Genomic DNA, 19,170 nt, shown 5'->3' with positions numbered 1-19,170 from the left:
TGGGGGAGGAGCCCGCCGGCGGGCGGACGGAGTGCCGGAGCCGCTCAGAAGTCGCCCTCGGCGACCTGGAAGACGGTGAGGCCGAGGGAGCGCCACATCCGGACCACCTGCTGCCGGTCGTCGAAGACCCCGACCACCCGGTACCGGTCCCGGATCTCCCGCTCGTAGATCTCCTGCTTGACCACGGCGTCCTTGCGGTGGTCGCCGATCGCCCGCAGGTGCAGCGCCAGGTACGGCACCTTGACGTGCCGGGCCAGCCAGGCCACCGTGTCGGCCCGCGCCGAGGCGTCCCGCCCCGAGCAGAAGACCACCCCGTGGCCGGCCGCGTGCATCGCCCGCACCGCCGCGATCACCGCCTCGTTCGGCGCGTCCTCGCCGACCCGGGTCATGTCGTACGGGCTGCGCGACACGTTCAACGCGACCGTCCCGTCGATGTCGACCAGCACGATGTCCGGGCGTTCGGGCGGGCTCTGCGCCACCCGGCCGGGGCCGCCGGTCCGGGCGGTCGGCACCGGCAGCGGTAACGGGCGGTTGGCCAGGTAGCGCTCGTGCAGCCGGCGGATCGCCGCCTCGCCGACCCGGTCCTCCTCGGGCCGGGTGGCGTCCCGACGCAGGCACTCCTCCAGCGGTACGTCGGTGAAGTCGTGCACCTCGAACGCCGCGCCGAACCGCTCGGCCAGCTCCGCCCAGTCGCGCAGGGTGCGGGAGCGCAGGTTGGTGTCGTCGACGCAGACGCTGACCCGGGCCGCCAGCAGCGCCTCCACCTGCGCACGCTGGGCCCGGGTGACCTGCCCCTCGGCCCACTGGGTGAAGAGCCGTGCCCCGTGCATCATCCGGCGCAGGTCGTCCCGGTTGACCCGGACCACGTCGGGCTGGAGCCGCCGGGCGAAGGTGGTCTTGCCGGAGGCGGGCAGCCCGCGGGTGGCGATCAGGCGGAACATGTCGTACCTCCCGTTCGTCCCGGTCCTCCCCGGTGCCGCCGTTGACGAATGCCCGTGAGCCGCCCGGGAATGCGTCGGGGGAGGTGAGCGTTGAGCCTGCCGGACCAGGTGTGTGGCCCGCTCGCCGGGTCGGCGGACGGCCATGGCACACTGGTCAATCGGCCACCGGTTCCGGTTCACGCCCGAGCCCGTCGCGTGCGACGGGATCACGACGGCGACCCGGCGACCATCCACGAAAGGACCGAGGCGACATGAAGCCCAACATCCACCCGGAGTACGTGACCACCGAGGTCCGCTGCTCCTGCGGCAACACGTTCACGACCCGCAGCACCGCCAAGGGCGGTCAGATCAGCGTCGAGACCTGCAGTGCCTGCCACCCGTTCTACACGGGCAAGCAGCGCGTGCTGGACACCGCCGGTCGGGTCGCGAAGTTCCAGCAGAAGTACGCCAAGGTTCAGGCCAAGAAGGCCAAGTAGCTCCCTCGACGACGCCCGTGTCCGGCTCCGCGCCGGGCGCGGGCGTTCGTCCGTTTGCGCCCAGTTGTTCCCGCCCCCGCCCGTCGTCGAAGGAGCATCCGCACCATGAGCAGTGAGCGCCTGGCCGCCCTCCTCGACGAGTACGCCGACCTGGAGCAGCGGCTCGCCGACCCGGCCATCCACGCCGACCAGGCCACCGCCCGTCGGGTCGGCCGGCGGTACGCCGAGCTGGCTCCGGTGCACAAGGCCGCCGACGAGCTGGAGCAGGCCCGGGCCGACCTGGCCGCCGCCCGCGAGCTGGCCGCCGAGGACCCGGCGTTCGCGGCCGAGGCGGAGAGCATCGCCGCGTCCCTGCCCGCGCTGGAGGAGAAGCTCGCCGAGCTGCTCATCCCGCGCGACCCGCACGACGCGAAGGACGTCATCGTCGAGATCAAGGCCGGTGAGGGCGGCGAGGAGTCCGCGCTCTTCGCCGGCGACCTGCTCCGGATGTACACCCGGTACGCCGAGCGCCACGGGTGGGTCACCGAGGTGATCGATTCTCAGGACTCCGACCTCGGCGGCGTCAAGGACGTCTCGCTGGCGATCAAGACCAAGGGCGTCCCGGAGGGCGGCAACGGGGTCTGGTCCCGGCTCAAGTGGGAGGGCGGCGTGCACCGGGTGCAGCGCGTGCCGGTCACCGAGTCGCAGGGCCGCATCCACACCAGCGCGGCCGGCGTGCTGGTGCTGCCCGAGGCCGAGGACGTCGACGTCACCATCGACCCGAACGAGCTGCGGATCGACGTCTTCCGCTCGTCCGGGCCGGGTGGGCAGTCGGTCAACACCACCGACTCGGCGGTCCGGATCACCCACGTGCCGACCGGGATCGTGGTCTCCTGCCAGAACGAGAAGTCGCAGCTGCAGAACCGGGAGCAGGCGATGCGGATCCTGCGGGCCCGGCTGCTCGCCGCCGCACAGGAGCAGGCCGACGCCGCCGCCTCGGACGCACGCAAGGCGCAGGTCCGCACCGTGGACCGGTCGGAGCGGATCCGCACGTACAACTTCCCGCAGAACCGGATCACCGACCACCGGATCGGCTACACCGCGTACAACCTGGACCTGGCCCTCGGCGGCGAGCTGGACGGCGTGCTGGACGCGCTCGCCGAGGCCGACCGCGCCGCCCGCCTCGCCGGCGAGACCGAACTCACCCGCCGCTGACCCACCGCCCCTCACCCCCCAAGATCCACCCTGATTCACGGAAAGAGTGGCCATTCCGCGTCGGATGGCCACTCTTTCCGTGAATCAGCGCGCACGAACGGACGTGCGGCGTGGGGGGCGTGGGGGGTCAGGAGGCGCGGAGGCGGTCCTTGGCGCGGAGCATCTCCCGGTCGGCGAGTTCGAAGGCGGCGCCCAGGGCCTCGCGGACGCTCGCCGTGGAGCCCCCGTTCACCTCGGCGAAGCCGATGCTCACTCCGACCGGGGTGCCCGGCACCAGCGACTCCCAGTCCTCGGTGCGGACGGCGGCCTGGATCCGGCGGGCCACCTCGGCCGCCTCGGTCATGCCGGCCTCGGGCAGCACCACGACGAACTCGTCCCCGCCGTAGCGGGCCACGAAATCGCCGCGCCGCATCACCCGGTTGATCACCCCGGCGATCCGCTGCAGCACCAGGTCACCGGAGTGGTGGCCGTGCCGGGTGTTCACCGCCTTGAAGCCGTCCAGGTCGCAGACGCCGATCACCACCCGCTCGCCCCGGGCGACCACCATGCCGATGTAGCGCTCCAGCCGGCGGCGGTTGGGCAGCCCGGTGAGCGGGTCGGTGAGCGCCTCGCCCTCGTAGCGGGCGGCCTCCCGGCGCATCTCCTCGTGATCGATCCGGGCGGCGATGCCGTCGATGTAGACGTCGCGCAGCCGGTCGTTGCGCTGGGCCGCGAGCCGGAACGCGTGCCGGTCGGCCCGGTGGGCGGCGGCGTGGTCCCCGGCGCGGGCCAGCGCGATGCTGCGCAGCCGGGGCGCCTCGGCCGCGCCCAGGGTCTCGGTGGAGACCCGGGTGGTGTCCAGCCGGGTGACCGCCTCGATCGGCCGGCCGTCCGCGATGGCCAGGCAGACCTGGCCGAGTTGGCCCAGGTCCCGGGCGCGGGCGCTGTCCCCGCCGTGCGCGAGCAGCCGGGCGGGGTCGGCGTCGGTGCCGGTCTCCACCCGGTCGCCGAGCGCGGCCCGGCGGGCGGCGGCGTACCCGTACGCGGCGAGGCTGCTCGGCCGGATGTTGCCGGCCCGCCCGCTGCGCAGGAAGCGGTTGAAGTCGCCGGCCACGTCGCGCAGCACCCGCAGGCAGCCGTCGCTGTCGCCGTTGTGGTCCAGCGCGACCGCGTTGCGCAGCCGGATGCCCGGTGCGGCGAAGGTCTCTTCGGGGATGCCGGCGGTGAGCCCCACCTGGCGGGCGCGTTCGATCGCGCCGAGGGCGTGCCCGTGGAAGCTGAGGTACGAGTAGGCCATCGCCAGGTCGTGCCAGCCCCAGGCGGTGTCCCGGTCGGGGTCGTCGTCGGCGCTCAGTGCCCGGGCCGCCTTCACCAGGTGGGTGACGCAGCGGTCCAGCGCGCCCTGGTGGTGCGCGGCGAGCGCCGCGAGGGCGTTCAGGTGCCCGTGCAGGTACGGCTCCGCCAGGTCCCGGACGGCGGCGGACGCCTCCTCGATGGCCCGGGTGAACTCGGCGGTGCGGCCGAGATTGATCAGTGCGGAGAGGCGCTGGACCAGCGCGTCGGCCCGGGCGTACGGGTCGTCGGTGGTGCGGATCACGCGGTCGAGCAGGGTGCACGCCTCGGCCGAGCGGCTGGACTCCTGCAACATCCGGGCACGCCGAAGGGCGTCAACCTGGTCCTCGACCCGGTCGAGCCAGCCCACCCGCGACCTCCCTGTCGGTGTGCCTGAAGGACCCACCCGCTCGTGATGCCAACCGCGACGCTTCATGATTATGTCGTGACCTTCCTCCCGCAACACCCGTCCGAAGGGACAGAACGCGAGCGCCCCTCACTGGCCGTCGCGCGGGCGGCCCGGGTTCTGGCCGCGGCGGGGATCGAGGCGTCCCGGGCGGAGGCTGAGCTGCTCGCCGCGTACGTGCTGGGGGTGCCGCGCGGGCGGCTGGCCCTGGCCGACGGCTTCACGCCGGCCCAGCGGGAGCGGCTGGACGCGCTGGTGGAGCGGCGGGCCGCCCGGGAACCGCTGCAGCACCTGACCGGGTTGGCCGGGTTCCGGCACCTGGAGCTGGCGGTCGGCCCCGGGGTGTTCGTGCCCCGCCCGGAGACCGAGCTGCTGGCGGGCTGGGGGGTGGCGCAGGGCCGGCGGCGCGCCGCTCCGCTGGTGGTGGACCTGTGCAGCGGCTCGGGCGCGATCGCCCTGGCGGTCGCCCAGGAGCTGCCGGCGGCCCGGGTGGTGGCCGTCGAACGGTCCGCGGCCGCGCTGGACTGGCTGCGCCGCAACGCCGCCGGCCGGGCCGCCGCCGGGGACACCCCGATCGAGGTGGTGGCGGCCGACGTCACCGACCCGGACCTGCTGGCCGACCTGGTGGGGCGGGTGGACGTGCTGCTCTGCAACCCGCCGTACGTGCCGCGGTCGGTGGTCGTCCCACCGGAGGTGGGCGGGTACGACCCGGACGAGGCGGTCTTCGGCGGCGCGGACGGGCTGGACGTGATCCGCCCCGTGCTGGCCCGGGCGGCGGTGCTGCTGCGTCCCGGCGGCGCGCTGGGCGTCGAGCACGACGACACGCACGGCGCGGCGGTGCCGGCGCTGCTGGCCGGGGACGGCCGGTACGAGCACGTCGAGGAGCACCGGGACCTGGTCGGGCGGCCCCGGTTCGCCACCGCGTCCCGCCGCGCGGACGGCCAGCACGCCGACCCCGGCCCGGCGTGGCAGACTGGCTCCTCGTGATGCTCTACGACTGTCGGTCGCCCGCCGACCGGGACCGCGGCATCGCCGCTGCCATCGAGGCGGTCAAGAACGGGGAACTCGTCGTCCTGCCGACCGACACGGTCTACGGCATCGGCGCCGACGCCTTCACCCCGTACGCGGTGAAGGCGCTCGCGGACGCCAAGGGTGGCGCGCGGCAGGCGCCCCCGGTCCTCATCGGCTCCCGGCACACCCTCGACGGCCTGGTCTTCTCGCTGCCACGCTCGGCGCGGGATCTGGTCGAGGCGTTCTGGCCGGGCGCGCTGACCATCGTGGTGGAGCACTCCCCGAGCCTGGCCTGGGACCTGGGCGACTCCACCGGCACGGTGGCGGTCCGCATGCCGCTGCACCCGGTGGCGCTGGAGGTGCTGCGGGAGACCGGCCCGATGGCGGTCGCCTCCGCCAACAAGGTCGGCCAGCCGGCCGCGCTCACCGCCGAGGAGGCCCGCGAGCAGCTCGGCTACGGCGTCCGGGCCTACCTGGAGGCCGGGCCGGCGCTCGACCCGGTGCCGAGCACGATCGTCGACCTCACCGGCGAGGTGCCCCGGGTGCTGCGCCAGGGGGCGGTGTCGCTGGAGAAGCTGCGCGACGTGGTGCCGGACATCCTCGACGAGCGGGGGGTCTGAGTGCCGCCCTTCACCGTCCTGCACGTCTGCATGGGCAACATCTGCCGGTCCCCGATGGCCGAGCGGCTGCTGGTGCTGGCGGTCCGGGAGCGGCTGGGCCGCCTCGGGGTCGACCCGGAGCGCTCCGACGAGCTGCTGCACAGCCACAGCGCCGGCACCGGCGGCTGGCACGCCGGCGAGGAGATGAACCCGCCGGCCGCCCGGCAGGTGATCTCGCGGGGCGGTGCCGTGGCCGGCTTCGCCGCCCGCAAGCTGCGCTCCGACCTGATCGACGCCGCCGACCTGGTCCTCACCGCCACCGCCGACCAGCAGGAGTACGTGGTGGCGCTGCGGCCGGACGCCGCCGGGCGCACCTTCGTGCTGGGCGAGTTCGGCCGGCTGCTGGGCGGGGTGGAGGCCGCCGGGCTCCCCCCGTTCGAGGCCACCCCGGAGGCGGTGTACGCCCGGGGCGTGGCCCTGGTGGCGGCGGCGGACGCGGCCCGGCAGGGCGCCGCCGCGCTGCCCACGGACGACCTCGACGACCCCTGGGGACGGGGCGACCAGTGCTTCAGCCGGGTGGCTGACGAGATCGAGGAGACCGTCCACCCGCTGGCCGCCGCGCTCCTGCCCTGAGGTTCATCCTTTCTCGCGAACTTCCTGCGCGTTTCAGGGAAGAAGGCGGCGTAACCGCCGATTCCGGTCATTCTGAACGGGTCCTACGGCCGGCTCCTGCGGGGAGAGCTGATGAACCGGGCCCACCTTGACAAGCTGTTCACCGTCCTGCTCGCCGGCGTACTCGCCGGACTCGCCCTGGCGGCGGCCGCGCTGCCGGCCGCGCTGGTGTTCGGGCTCGGCTTCAAGAACCTGATGCCCTACACCGCGCTGCCCGAGTCGCTGCGTACGCCGCAGCCGGCCCAGCGATCCAACCTCTACGCCAACGACGGCCGCACCCTGATCACCTCGTTCTACGTCGAGGACCGGGTGGACGTGCCGGTCACCGAGGTGGCGCCGGTGATGCGACAGGCCATCGTGGCCGCCGAGGACGTCCGGTTCTACCAGCACCACGGCGTCGACCTGCGCGGCGTGGTGCGCGCCTTCACCGTCAACCGGCGCGAGGGCGGCACCCGGCAGGGCGCCTCCACGCTCACCATGCAGTACGTCCGCAACGCGCTGGCCGGGGATCCCCGGCTGACCGAGGCGCAACGGGCGAGCGCCACCGAGATCACCATGGGTCGCAAGATCCGCGAGATGCGGTACGCGCTGGCCCTGGAGCGCCAGCTGAGCAAGGACGAGATCCTCGGCCGCTACCTGAACATCGCGTACTTCGGCGCCGGGGCGTACGGCATCGCCGCGGCCAGCAAGCGCTACTTCTCCACCACCCCGGAGAAGCTGACCCTGGCCCAGGCGGCGCTGCTGGCCGGGCTGGTCCGCTCGCCCGACGCCGACGACCCGATCAACGGTGACGCCGACGCGGCCCTCGGGCGCCGGGCGTACGTGCTGGACCGGATGGTGGAGACCGGACAGCTCGCCGCCGCGGACGCCGCCCGGGCCAAGGCCGAGCACCTCGACCTGGAGCCCAGCGCCACGCCGAACGACTGCGCCGCGGTCCCCGAGGAACGCAACGACTGGGGCTTCTTCTGCGACTGGTTCACCCAGTGGTGGAACGCCCAACCGGCCTTCGGCAAGTCCGCCGACGAGCGGCAGCGGACGCTGCGCCGGGGCGGCTGGAAGATCGTCTCCTCGCTCGACCCGGACGTGCAGCGCAAGGCCACCGAGCAGGTGCTGCGGATCTACGCGACCAACAACAAGCGGGCCGCGCCGACCGCCGTGGTGGAACCCGGGACCGGCCGGGTGCTGGCCATGGCGGTGAACCGGAACTACAGCGTGGCCGCCAACCCGGACGGGCAGCGGAACTACCCGAACACGGTCAACCAGCTGGTCGCCGGGGGCGGCGGCATCGTCGGCTACCAGGCCGGCTCGACCTTCAAGCTCTTCGCGCTGCTCGCCGGGCTGGAGTCCGGCCTGCCGCTGAACACCGACTTCGACGCCCCCGGCATCTACGTCACCGACTTCCCGATCGACGGCGGCCCGGCGAGCTGCGGCGGCTACTGGTGTCCGGAGAACGCCAGCCCGTCCTGGATGAACGGCCACCGCACCATGTGGAGCGCCTTCGGCCGCTCGGTGAACACCTACTTCGCCTGGCTCACCGAGCAGGTGGGCGCGGACCGGGTGGTGGAGATGGCCCAGCGGCTCGGCATCGTGCTGCGCTCGCCGACCGACGCCAAGCTGGCCCGGGAGGGGGCGAAGAACTGGGGCCCGTTCACCCTGGGCGTCGCCGACACCACCCCGCTGGACGTGGCCAACGCGTACGCGACGGTGGCGGCCGAGGGGGTCTGGTGCCGGCCCACCCCGGTCACCTCGATCACCGACGCCACCGGCCGGAAGGTGGCCGCCGGGAACACCGACTGCCGGCAGGTGCTCGACACCGACGTGGCCCGGGCGGCGGCGGACGCCTCCCGTTGCCCGGTCGGCGACCAGTCGATGTACCGCCGCTGCGACGGCGGCACCGCCGAGGAACTCGCGCCGGGGCTGCGCCGGCCACTGGCCGGCAAGACCGGCAGCTCGGAGCGGAACGCCACCGAGACGGTGGTGGCCTTCACCCCGCAGCTCGCCGTCGCGACCATCGCCGCGAACCCGGACGACCCGCAGGACGCCGTCGGGGGCGGCGTGCAGGCCCGGCAGATCTCCGCCGTCGGCAACCTGCTGGCGTACGCGCTGCGGGACGAGCCGGTCGTCGACTTCGTGCCACCCAGCCAGACCGTCGCCTACCAGCACACCGGCCCTCGCACCGGCAACTGAGCCGCGGTCAGGCGGGGTGTTCGGCGCCGCGGGCGATGTTGCGGGCCATCCCGCCGAAGACCACCGCGTGGAACGGGAAGACCGAGCCCCAGTAGAGGTGGCCGGCCAGGCCGTGCGGGAGGAAGACGGCGCGCTGGACGTACCGGCTGCGGCCCTCGCTGGCCGGCTCGGCACGCATCTCCAGCCAGGCCCGGCCGGGCAGCCGCATCTCGGCGCGGAGCCGGAGCAGGTGCCCGGGGACGATCTCCTCGACCCGCCAGAAGTCCAGCGCCTTGCCCACCTGGAGGCGGTGCGGGTCGCGCCGCCCCCGGCGTAGCCCGACCCCGCCCACCAGCCGGTCCAGCCAGCCCCGGACCGACCAGGCCAGCGGGAAGGAGTACCAGCCGTGCTCGCCGCCGACCCCCTCGATGACCCGCCACAGCGCCGCCGTCGGGGCGGCCACCTCCCGCTCCCGCAGGTCGGTGTACGTGGTCCCGCCGGACCACTTGGGGTCGCTGGGCAGCGGCTCGGCCGGCGCGTCCGGCCCGCTCGCCGTGGACCAGCGGGTCTCCACCGCGGCGTCGCGGACCTTGGCCAGCGCCAGGGCGACGGCCTGGTCGAAGCCGGTCAGGCCGTCGGGCGGGTCGGGGACGTACCGGGCGATGTCGTGGTCGTGGGCGACCGCCTCGTGGACCAGGCTCTCCACCAGCGGCCGGGCGATGGCGCTCGGCACCGGGGTGATCAGACCGACCCAGTACGAGGAGAGCGACGGGGTCAGCACCCGCACCGGCAGGATGACCCGCCGGGGCAGCCCGGCCACCCGCGCGTACCGCTGCATCATGTCCTGGAAGGTGAGCACGTCCGGTCCGGCGATGTCGAAGGCCCGGTTCACCTCGGGCGGCAGGTCCGCGCAGCCGACCAGGTAGCGCAGCACGTCGCGGACCGCGATCGGCTGGATCCGGTTGCGCACCCAGCGTGGGGTGACCATGCCCGGCAGCCGCTCGGTCAGGTAGCGCAGCATCTCGAACGAGGCCGAGCCGGACCCGATGATCACCGCAGCCCGCAGCACGGCGGTCGGCACCCCGCTGTCCAGCAGGATCCGGCCCACCTCCGCCCGGGACCGCAGGTGCGCCGAGGGAAGCCCGTCCTGCGCCTTCGGCTCCGGGCCGCCGAGGTAGACGATCCGGCGTACGCCGGCGGCGTGCGCGGCCGCCGCGAAGTTGGTCGCGGCCTCCCGGTCGGCCGCCTCGAAGCCGGCCTGCCCCAGCGAGTGGACCAGGTAGTAAGCGACGTCGACGCCCTCGAACGCGGCCGGCAGCGTCTCCGGCCGGCGCAGGTCCCCCTCCGCGATCTCGGCCTGGGCCGCCCACGGCACGTCCCGCAGTCGGCCGGCCTTGCGGGCCAGGCAGCGTACGGCGTGTCCCTCGGCCAGCAGCCGGGGTGCGAGCCGACCGCCGATGTACCCGGTGGCTCCGGTGACGAGGCATCTCACGGCTTCCAGTCTGCGGCTCCGTAGACTCCTTCGCTGTGGAGAACGCGAGGGACACCTTCTGGGGGCCGGACTTCGAGCAGCTCAGCACCGTCGACCCGGAGATCGCCGGGGTGGTGCTGGGGGAGCTGGACCGGCTGCGCGGCGGGCTGCAACTGATCGCCAGCGAGAACCTCACCTCGCCGGCGGTGCTCGCCGCCCTCGGCTCCACGCTCACCAACAAGTACGCCGAGGGCTACCCGGGGCGGCGCTACTACGGGGGCTGCGCCGAGGTGGACCGGGCCGAGGAGATCGGCCTCGCCCGGGCGAAGGAGCTGTTCGGGGCCGAGCACGCCAACCTCCAGCCGCACTCCGGCGCCAACGCCAACCTGGCCGCGTACGCCGCCCTGGTGCAGCCGGGCGACACGGTGCTGGCCATGGACCTGCCGCACGGCGGCCACCTGACCCACGGCAGCCGGGTGAACTTCTCCGGCAAGTGGTTCCACACCGTCGGCTACCGGGTCCGCCGGGACACCGAGCTGATCGACTACGACGAGGTGCGCGACCTGGCCCGGGCGCACCGGCCCAAAATGATCATCTGTGGCGCCACGGCGTACCCCCGGCTGATCGACTTCGCCCGGTTCCGGGAGATCGCCGACGAGGTCGAGGCGTACCTGATGGTGGACGCCGCCCACTTCATCGGGCTGGTCGCCGGGCGGGCCGTCCCCTCCCCGGTGCCGTACGCGGACGTCGTCTGCGCCACCACCCACAAGGTGCTGCGCGGCCCGCGCGGCGGCATGATCCTCTGCCGCGAGTCGCTGGCCGCCCGGATCGACAAGGCGGTCTTCCCGTTCACCCAGGGCGGTCCGCTGATGCACGCCGTCGCGGCGAAGGCGGTCGCCCTGCGCGAGGCCGCCCAGCCGGAGTTCCGGGCGTACGCCTCCCAGGTGGTCAGCAACGCCCAGGCGCTCGCCGAGGGGCTGGCCGCCGAGGGGATGCGGCCGGTGTCCGGCGGCACCGACACCCACCTGGCCCTGATCGACCTGCGCGAGGTGGGGGTGACCGGCGCCGACGCCGAGGCGCGCTGCGACGCCGCGGGCATCACCCTGAACAAGAACGCCATCCCGTACGACCCGGAGAAGCCGATGGTCGCCTCCGGCGTCCGGGTGGGCACCCCGAGCGTCACCACCCAGGGCATGCGGGAGGGGGAGATGCGCCGGATCGCCACGCTGATCGCCCGGGCCGTGCGGACCGATCCGGAGTCCCCCGGTGGCGCCGACCAGCTCGCCCGGACCGCCGCCGACGTGACCGAGCTGGTCACCGCCTTCCCGGCGTACCCCCGTGGCTGAGCCGGGGACGCGCGCGGCGGAGGCGGCCGCGGACCGCGGTTGGCGGCTGCGGCACCTGCCGGTGCTGCTCATCGCGTCGGTGGTGCTCGCGGCGGCGGCGGCGGTGGTCGGCGGGATGCTGCGGGGGGCGGACGGCGCGCTCGGCGCGGCGGCCGGGGTGGCGGTGACCGCGGCCAGCTACACGCTCACCACGGTCGTGCTCGCCTGGGCGGACGCCCGCGATCCGCAGCTCGTGCTCCCCTTCGGGCTCGGCCTCTACCTCGCCAAGATGACCCTGCTCGGCGGGGTGATGGTGCTGGTGGCGGCGAGTGGCTGGCCGGGCCTGATCCCGTTCTGCCTCGGCATCGCCGCGGGTGTGCTGATCTGGACCGGGGTGCACATCTGGTGGCTGGCCACGGTGCACGCCCGCCGCGTCCACCGCTGACGCCATCCCAACCTTCGGACGGCGCGCCGGTGTGTCCGCGATCGGTCATTCTCTCAGTGGCGGGGGAGGAGTAGCGTGCCTCCAGACGACTTCGCCCGCCCGTGTCCCACACAACCAGGTTGTGCGGGGGGTGAGGCACAGCCTCGTCTCCTCGACTGATATCGTTCGCCCCGTCATGGCCGGTGACCAGAAACCCCCCAGCGCTGGCGGCCCGGGCGACACTCCGTCCGGTGCCGGTCAGGGTTGGACCGCGCTCTCGTACCTCATCGGGGGCATGCTCGTCTGGGGTTTCATCGGCTGGTTGGTCGACCGTTGGCTCGACACCGGGGGCATCGCCACCGGCGTCGGGGTCGTGCTCGGCATGGCCGGGGGGATCATCCTGGTCGTCCGCCGACTGGGCACGCCTACTTAGGAAGGGACGCGGTGTTCGGACAGGCGAACGTCCTGGCAGCGGGCCAGGCGGAATTCCCACCCAGCGTGGAGGACTTCTACCTGCCCAGCATCCTGCCCTGGGGTGCGCACGACAACTTCTGGTTCACGAAGATCACGGCCATGGTCTGGATCGCCGTCGGCGTCCTGATCATCTTCTTCCTGGCCAGCTACCGGAACCCGAAGCTGGTGCCGACGAAGAAGCAGTGGTTCGCCGAGTCGATCTACGGCTTCGTGCGGAACAACATCGCCGTCGACATGATCGGGCACGCGGGGGTGCGGTTCGCGCCGTACTTCACCACGCTCTTCTGCTTCATCCTGCTGACGAACGCGTTCGCGATCATCCCGTTCTTCCAGATCTCGCCGAACTCGCACATCGCGTTCCCGGCGTTCCTGGCCCTGATCAGCTACGTGATGTTCAACTGGATCGGCATCCGACACCACGGCTTCGTCAAGTACTTCAAGAACTCTCTGGTCCCGCCGGCGCCCTGGTACATCCTGCCGCTGCTGATCCCGATCGAGTTCTTCTCGACCTTCCTGGTCCGGCCGTTCTCGCTGGCCGTCCGTCTCTTCGCGAACATGTTCGCCGGCCACATGCTCCTGCTGGTCTTCACGCTCGGCGGCTTCGCCATGATCAGCGCCAACGCCTGGCTGGCGCCGGTCTCGGTGCTGTCCTGGGTGATGACGATCGCGCTGACCTTCCTCGAATTCCTGGTGATCGTTCTGCAGGCCTACGTCTTCACGGTGCTGACCGCCAGCTACGTGCAGGGCGCCCTCGCCGAAGAGCACTGATCCACTCTTTTTTCGCACCAACAGTTGTCGTCCCGCGTGACCGTCACGCGTGATAACCAGGAGGAACCAACCAATGGACGTTCTCGCCGCGGTTTCCGGCAGCACCGCCGCCATCGGCTACGGCCTCGCGGCCATCGGCCCGGGTATCGGCGTCGGTCTGGTCTTCTCGGCCTACATCCAGTCGACCGCCCGCCAGCCGGAGTCGTCCCGGATGACCCTGCCGTACGTCTGGATCGGCTTCGCCGTCATCGAGGCCCTCGCGCTGCTGGGCATCGCGTTCGGCTTCATCTGGCAGGGCACCCTCTCCTGATCCCGCCCTTCGACCGGGAGGTTTTCCATGTTCTACCTCGCCGCTGAGGGTGGTGGACAGGCGCACAATCCGATCATCCCTGCATGGCAGGAGATCGTGGTCGGTGGAATCGCCTTCATCCTGCTCTGCATCGTGCTGATGAAGTTCGTCTTCCCGCGCATGGAGCAGACGTTCCAGGCCCGGGTCGACGCGATCGAGGGCGGCATCAAGCGCGCCGAGGCCGCCCAGGCCGAGGCGAACCAGCTGCTCGAGCAGTACCGGGCCCAGCTCGCGGAGGCGCGTACCGACGCCGCCAAGATCCGTGACGACGCCCGGGCCGACGCCGAGGGCATCCGGCAGGACATCCTCGCCAAGGCGCGCGAGGAGTCCGACCGGATCATCGCCGCCGGCAAGGAACAGCTCGCCGCCGAGCGCGCCACCATCGTGCGCGAGCTGCGCACCGAGGTCGGCACCATCGCGGTGGACCTGGCCAGCAGGATCGTCGGTGAGTCCCTCGCCGACGAGGCGCGTCGCAAGGGCACCGTGGACCGGTTCCTGAGCGGTCTTGAGAGCACGGGGGCCCGCTGATGCAGGCCGCCAGCCGGGAGTCGTACAAGGTCGCGGCCGACCGCCTCGACGCGTACGCCCGCGGCGCGGAGCCGTCGGCGGTGGCCTCCACCGCCGACGACATCCTCTCCGTCGCCGCCCTGCTGCGGCGCGAGCCGCGGCTGCGCCGGGCGCTCTCCGACCCGGCCCGTGCCGGTGCGGACCGGACCGGCCTGCTCGGCGACATGCTGCGCGGCCGGATCGGCGCGGACTCGCTCGACCTGCTCGCCTCGCTGGTCGCCGGCCGCTGGTCGGCCCCGTCGGAACTGCTCGACGGTGCCGAGCGGCTGGGCGTCGAGGCGCTCCTCGCGAGCGCCGACAAGGCCGGCGAGCTGGGTGAGGTCGAGGACGAGCTGTTCCGCTTCGGGCAGGTCGTCTCGGGTTCGCCGGAGCTGTCCAACGCCCTGTCCGACCCGATGGCGCCGGCCGAGCGGCGGGCCACCCTGGCCGACCAGCTGCTCGCCGGCAAGGCCCGGCCGGTCACCGTCCGCCTCGTCGAGGCCGCCCTGGCCGGCTTCGGGGGACGCTCCTTCATCGGGGCGCTCACCCGGCTGGTCGAGCTGGCCGCCGACCGGCGGGACCGTCAGGTCGCGTACGTGACCGTGGCGGCTCCGCTGAGTGACGAGGAGGAGCGACGCCTCGGTGCCCGCCTCTCGGAGATGTACGGTCGAGAGGTTTCCGTCAAGCAGACGGTGAACCCCGAGGTGCTCGGTGGGGTGAGCGTGCGGGTCGGCTCCGACCTGTACGACGGCACCGTCCTGCGCCGCCTCAACGAGACCCGCAACGCGCTCGCGAAGCGCTGACCAGCGTCTTAGCAGCCCTGATTCGATGCCATCGGACCGGTCGGTACTAGGTATCCCGGGCCCCTGATACTTAAGGAAGCAGAGGATGGCCGAGCTGACCATCTCGACGGAGGAGATCCGCGGCGCCCTGGAGCGCTACGTCTCCTCCTACACGGCCGACGTCTCCCGTGAGGAGGTCGGCACCGTCGCCGACGCCGGCGACGGCATCGCCCACGTCGAGGGTCTGCCCTCGACCATGACCAACGAGCTCCTGGAGTTCGAGGACGGCACGCTCGGCGTGGCGCTGAACCTCGACGTCCGGGAGATCGGTGTCGTCGTCCTCGGTGACTTCGGCGGGATCGAAGAGGGTCAGCGCGTCAAGCGCACCGGCCGGGTGCTCTCCGTGCCGGTCGGCGACGCGTTCCTCGGCCGCGTGGTGAACGCGCTCGGTCAGCCGATCGACGGCCTCGGCGACATCGCCAACGAGGGCTACCGCGAGCTGGAGCTCCAGGCCCCGAACGTGATGTCCCGCAAGTCGGTCGACGAGCCGCTGCAGACCGGTCTGAAGGCCGTCGACGCCATGACCCCGATCGGCCGGGGCCAGCGGCAGCTGATCATCGGTGACCGGAAGACCGGTAAGACCACGGTCGCCCTGGACACCATCCTCAACCAGCGCGAGAACTGGCGCTCCGGCGACCCGAAGAAGCAGGTCCGCTGCATCTACGTCGCCGTCGGCCAGAAGGCCTCCACCATCGCCTCCATCAAGGGGACGCTGGAGGAGGCGGGCGCGATGGAGTACACCACCATCGTCGCCTCCCCGGCCTCCGACCCGGCCGGCTTCAAGTACCTCGCCCCGTACACCGGCTCGTCCATCGGCCAGCACTGGATGTACGGCGGCAAGCACGTCCTGATCGTCTTCGACGACCTGAGCAAGCAGGCCGAGGCGTACCGGGCCGTGTCGCTGCTGCTGCGCCGCCCGCCGGGCCGCGAGGCCTACCCGGGTGACGTCTTCTACCTGCACTCCCGGCTGCTGGAGCGCTGCGCCAAGCTCTCCGACGAGCTGGGCGGCGGCTCGATGACCGGTCTGCCAATCATCGAGACCAAGGCGAACGACATCTCGGCGTTCATCCCGACCAACGTCATCTCGATCACCGACGGCCAGATCTTCCTGGAGACCGACCTGTTCAACCAGGGCGTCCGGCCGGCCATCAACGTCGGCACCTCGGTCTCCCGGGTCGGTGGCGCCGCTCAGGTGAAGCCGATGAAGAAGGTCGCCGGTTCGCTCCGGCTCAACCTGGCCCAGTACCGCGAGCTGGAGGCGTTCGCCGCCTTCGCCTCCGACCTGGACAAGGCCTCCCGCGCCCAGCTGGACCGCGGCGCCCGCCTGGTCGAGCTGCTCAAGCAGTCGAACTACTCGCCGTACCCGGTGCAGGAGCAGGTCGTCTCCGTCTGGGCCGGCACCGAGGGCAAGCTGGACGACGTCCCGGTCGGCGAGATCCGCCGGTTCGAGTCGGAGTTCCTGCAGTACCTCCGGCACAAGCACGAGGGCGTCCTCGCCGCGATCGCCGACAACAAGTGGGACGACGAGATCATCGGCTCGCTCGACTCGGCCATCACCGAGTTCAAGCAGGTCTTCCTCGGCAAGGAGGACGAGGTCCGGATCAACGAGGCGCCGGCCAAGCCGCTCGAGGGCGAGGAGACCCGCGAGACGGTGACCCGCTTCCGCGAGGGCTCGACCGACCGCCCGGCTGAGAGCTGACGATGGCCGCCCAGGTTCGCGTACTTCGCCAACGCATCCGCTCGGCGAAGGGGATGAAGAAGATCACCAAGGCGATGGAGCTCGTCGCGACGAGCCGCATCGCCAAGGCCCAGGCCCGGGTGGAGGCTTCTCTTCCGTACGCCCAGGCGATCACCGGCGTGCTCACCGCGCTGGCCTCGAACGCGCGGATCGACCACCCGCTGCTCACCCCGCGCGAGCAGGTGCGGCGGGCGGGCGTCCTGCTCATCACCGCCGACCGCGGTCTGGCCGGCGGTTACAGCTCGAACGCGATCCGGACCGCGGAGTCGCTGATCGCCCGGCTCAAGGCCGACGGCAAGGAGCCCGTGCTCTACGTCATCGGTCGCAAGGGCGTGACGTTCTACCGGTTCCGCAACCGGGACATCGCGGCGAGCTGGACGGGCTTCTCGGAGCAGCCGGGCTTCTCCGACGCCCGGGAGGTGGGCGAGACGCTGATCAAGGCGTTCACCGCCGGCGCGGACGACGCGGAGGGGCAGGCCGGGGCGGACGGGATCGTCGGTATCGACGAGCTGCACATCGTCTACACCGAGTTCAAGTCCCTGATGACCCAGACTCCGGTCACGAAGATCATCGGCCCGATGCAGGTCGAGGACCGGCCGCGGTCCGAGGGCCTGCTGCCGGCGTACGAGTTCGAGCCGGAGGCGGAGTCGCTGCTCGATGCGCTGCTGCCGAAGTACATCAACACGCGGATCTACGCGGCGTTGTTGGAGTCGGCGGCCAGCGAGTCGGCGTCCCGGCGGCGGGCGATGAAGAGCGCCACCGACAACGCCGAAGAGATGATCGAGAAGTACACGCGTGAGATGAACTCGGCCCGCCAGGCCGGGATCACCCAGGAGATCAGTGAGATCGTCGGCGGCGCGAACGCGCTGGCCGCGTCGGGAAGTGAAGTGTGATGACTGCCCCAGTAGAGACCAAGACGGCCACGGGTCGCGTGGTCCGGGTCATCGGCCCGGTCGTCGACGCCGAGTTCCCGCGCGACGCCATGCCGGACCTGTTCAACGCCCTGCACGTCGACGTGACCCTCTCCGGCGGCGAGAAGACGCTGACCCTCGAGGTCGCCCAGCACCTGGGTGACAACGTGGTCCGCGCCATCTCGATGCAGCCGACCGACGGCCTGGTCCGCGGCTCCGAGGTGCGCGACACCGGCTCCCCGATCAGCGTGCCGGTCGGCGACGCGGTCAAGGGCCACGTGTTCAACGCGATCGGCGAGGTCCTGAACCTCCGCGAGGGCGAGACGCTCGAGCCGGACGACCACTGGCAGATCCACCGCAAGGCCCCGGCCTTCGCGGACCTGGAGCCGAAGACCGAGATGCTGGAGACCGGCATCAAGGTCATCGACCTGCTCGCCCCGTACGTCAAGGGCGGCAAGATCGGCCTGTTCGGCGGCGCCGGCGTGGGCAAGACGGTGCTCATCCAGGAGATGATCACCCGCGTGGCCCGGAACTTCGGTGGTACGTCGGTCTTCGCCGGCGTGGGTGAGCGCACCCGTGAGGGCAACGACCTCATCGCCGAGATGACCGAGTCCGGCGTCATCGACAAGACCGCGCTGGTCTACGGCCAGATGGACGAGCCGCCGGGCACCCGGCTGCGGGTCGCCCTCTCCGCGCTGACCATGGCGGAGTACTTCCGTGACGTGAAGAAGCAGGAGGTGCTGCTCTTCATCGACAACATCTTCCGCTTCACCCAGGCCGGTTCCGAGGTCTCCACGCTGCTCGGCCGCATGCCGAGCGCCGTGGGTTACCAGCCGACCCTGGCCGACGAGATGGGCGAGCTCCAGGAGCGGATCACCTCCGTCCGGGGCCAGGCCATCACCTCGATGCAGGCGATCTACGTGCCCGCCGACGACTACACCGACCCGGCGCCGGCCACCACGTTCGCCCACCTGGACGCGACCACCAACCTGGAGCGGTCGATCTCCGACAAGGGCATCTACCCGGCCGTGGACCCGCTGGCGTCCTCGTCCCGGATCCTCGCCCCGGAGTTCGTCGGCCAGGAGCACTTCCAGGTCGCCACCGAGGTGAAGCGGATCCTGCAGCGCTACAAGGACCTGCAGGACATCATCGCCATCCTCGGTATCGAGGAGCTCTCCGAGGAAGACAAGATCACCGTGCAGCGCGCGCGGCGGATCGAGCGCTTCCTGTCGCAGAACACCTACGCGGCCGAGCAGTTCACCAGCGTGCCGGGCTCGACGGTCCCGATCAAGGAGACCATTGAGGCGTTCAAGAAGATCAGCGAGGGCGAGTACGACCACTTCCCCGAGCAGGCGTTCTTCATGTGCGGCGGGCTCGAGGACCTGGAGAAGAAGGCCAAGGAGCTGATGGAGGGCTGAGGCTCTCGTCACATCCACGGAGGCCGCCCCCACCGGTAGGGGGGGGGCCGCAGGGGGTTTGTGGGCCCCCGTTTACACATTTTGGGTTTTCAGGCCAACAGTTAGGCGCACCGCGCGGGACCCTTTCT

The 19,170-nt window shown here is 72.0% G+C and carries 19 protein-coding genes; 16 read left to right on the top strand and 3 right to left on the bottom strand.

Annotated features, from left to right (window positions below):
- Positions 1–44: 44 nt before the first annotated feature.
- Positions 45–941, bottom strand: a complete 897-nt coding sequence (locus tag ACWEVO_RS08615; RefSeq protein WP_452306945.1) for a phosphatase domain-containing protein — start codon at positions 939–941, stop codon at positions 45–47.
- Positions 942–1,192: 251 nt separating this feature from the next.
- Between ACWEVO_RS08615 and rpmE the strand changes: the two genes are divergently transcribed.
- Entirely contained in the window at positions 1,193–1,417 is a 225-nt protein-coding gene (gene rpmE / locus ACWEVO_RS08610) for a 50S ribosomal protein L31 (protein ID WP_073834647.1), read from the top strand.
- 105 nt (positions 1,418–1,522) lie between these two features.
- Entirely contained in the window at positions 1,523–2,611 is a 1,089-nt protein-coding gene (gene prfA, locus ACWEVO_RS08605) for a peptide chain release factor 1 (RefSeq protein ID WP_452306944.1), read from the top strand.
- A 127-nt stretch (positions 2,612–2,738) separates the two neighbouring features.
- Here prfA and ACWEVO_RS08600 read toward each other — a convergent pair whose 3' ends face one another.
- Positions 2,739–4,292 carry a diguanylate cyclase domain-containing protein gene (locus ACWEVO_RS08600; RefSeq protein WP_452306943.1) on the bottom strand — a complete coding sequence of 518 codons (1,554 nt, stop codon included), beginning with the start codon at positions 4,290–4,292 and terminating at the stop codon, positions 2,739–2,741.
- A gap of 75 nt (positions 4,293–4,367) precedes the next feature.
- On the opposite strand from ACWEVO_RS08600, the gene prmC reads away from it, so the two are divergent.
- The 4 genes from prmC to ACWEVO_RS08580 all read left to right on the top strand — a co-directional run bounded on the left by prmC (position 4,368) and on the right by ACWEVO_RS08580 (position 8,797).
- A complete protein-coding gene (gene prmC, locus ACWEVO_RS08595; RefSeq protein ID WP_452306942.1) occupies positions 4,368–5,315 on the top strand; it encodes a peptide chain release factor N(5)-glutamine methyltransferase in 948 nt (315 codons plus the stop codon).
- A complete protein-coding gene (locus ACWEVO_RS08590; protein WP_452306946.1) occupies positions 5,315–5,959 on the top strand; it encodes an L-threonylcarbamoyladenylate synthase in 645 nt (214 codons plus the stop codon). Before prmC ends, ACWEVO_RS08590 begins: the two co-directional genes overlap by 1 nt.
- Positions 5,960–6,571, top strand: a complete 612-nt coding sequence (locus tag ACWEVO_RS08585) for an arsenate reductase/protein-tyrosine-phosphatase family protein (protein WP_452306941.1) — start codon at positions 5,960–5,962, stop codon at positions 6,569–6,571.
- A gap of 111 nt (positions 6,572–6,682) precedes the next feature.
- Complete coding sequence (locus tag ACWEVO_RS08580) at positions 6,683–8,797, top strand: transglycosylase domain-containing protein (RefSeq protein ID WP_452306940.1); 2,115 nt, start codon at positions 6,683–6,685, stop codon at positions 8,795–8,797.
- 7 nt (positions 8,798–8,804) lie between these two features.
- On the opposite strand, the gene ACWEVO_RS08575 is transcribed toward ACWEVO_RS08580, so the two are convergent.
- Positions 8,805–10,268, bottom strand: coding sequence for an SDR family oxidoreductase (locus tag ACWEVO_RS08575; RefSeq protein ID WP_452306939.1), 1,464 nt, complete (start codon positions 10,266–10,268; stop codon positions 8,805–8,807).
- Between the two features lie 35 nt (positions 10,269–10,303).
- Here ACWEVO_RS08575 and ACWEVO_RS08570 point away from each other — a divergent pair, with 35 nt between their 5' ends.
- The 10 genes from ACWEVO_RS08570 (at position 10,304) to atpD (ending at position 19,042) form a co-directional block, all read left to right on the top strand.
- Positions 10,304–11,593, top strand: coding sequence for a serine hydroxymethyltransferase (locus ACWEVO_RS08570; protein WP_452306938.1), 1,290 nt, complete (start codon positions 10,304–10,306; stop codon positions 11,591–11,593).
- Positions 11,586–12,017, top strand: coding sequence for a hypothetical protein (locus ACWEVO_RS08565; RefSeq protein WP_452306937.1), 432 nt, complete (start codon positions 11,586–11,588; stop codon positions 12,015–12,017). Before ACWEVO_RS08570 ends, ACWEVO_RS08565 begins: the two co-directional genes overlap by 8 nt.
- A gap of 175 nt (positions 12,018–12,192) precedes the next feature.
- Positions 12,193–12,429 carry an AtpZ/AtpI family protein gene (locus ACWEVO_RS08560; RefSeq protein WP_452306936.1) on the top strand — a complete coding sequence of 79 codons (237 nt, stop codon included), beginning with the start codon at positions 12,193–12,195 and terminating at the stop codon, positions 12,427–12,429.
- A gap of 11 nt (positions 12,430–12,440) precedes the next feature.
- On the top strand, positions 12,441–13,238 hold the full coding sequence (atpB, locus tag ACWEVO_RS08555) for a F0F1 ATP synthase subunit A (protein WP_452306935.1): 798 nt from the start codon (positions 12,441–12,443) through the stop codon (positions 13,236–13,238).
- A gap of 73 nt (positions 13,239–13,311) precedes the next feature.
- Positions 13,312–13,548, top strand: a complete 237-nt coding sequence (locus tag ACWEVO_RS08550) for an ATP synthase F0 subunit C (RefSeq protein WP_073834637.1) — start codon at positions 13,312–13,314, stop codon at positions 13,546–13,548.
- Positions 13,549–13,575: 27 nt separating this feature from the next.
- A complete protein-coding gene (locus ACWEVO_RS08545) occupies positions 13,576–14,115 on the top strand; it encodes a F0F1 ATP synthase subunit B (RefSeq protein WP_452306934.1) in 540 nt (179 codons plus the stop codon).
- Positions 14,115–14,936, top strand: coding sequence for a F0F1 ATP synthase subunit delta (locus ACWEVO_RS08540; protein ID WP_452306933.1), 822 nt, complete (start codon positions 14,115–14,117; stop codon positions 14,934–14,936). The genes ACWEVO_RS08545 and ACWEVO_RS08540 overlap by 1 nt, the downstream gene beginning before the upstream one ends.
- A gap of 85 nt (positions 14,937–15,021) precedes the next feature.
- Positions 15,022–16,674 carry a F0F1 ATP synthase subunit alpha gene (atpA, locus tag ACWEVO_RS08535; protein ID WP_452306932.1) on the top strand — a complete coding sequence of 551 codons (1,653 nt, stop codon included), beginning with the start codon at positions 15,022–15,024 and terminating at the stop codon, positions 16,672–16,674.
- Positions 16,675–16,676: 2 nt separating this feature from the next.
- On the top strand, positions 16,677–17,606 hold the full coding sequence (locus ACWEVO_RS08530) for a F0F1 ATP synthase subunit gamma (RefSeq protein WP_452306931.1): 930 nt from the start codon (positions 16,677–16,679) through the stop codon (positions 17,604–17,606).
- Entirely contained in the window at positions 17,606–19,042 is a 1,437-nt protein-coding gene (gene atpD, locus ACWEVO_RS08525) for a F0F1 ATP synthase subunit beta (RefSeq protein WP_452306930.1), read from the top strand. Before ACWEVO_RS08530 ends, atpD begins: the two co-directional genes overlap by 1 nt.
- The last annotated feature ends 128 nt before the right edge of the window (positions 19,043–19,170 follow it).

This window comes from Micromonospora sp. NPDC003776 (assembly GCF_053605645.1).
This window is presented reverse-complemented; position numbering and strand designations above follow the sequence as displayed.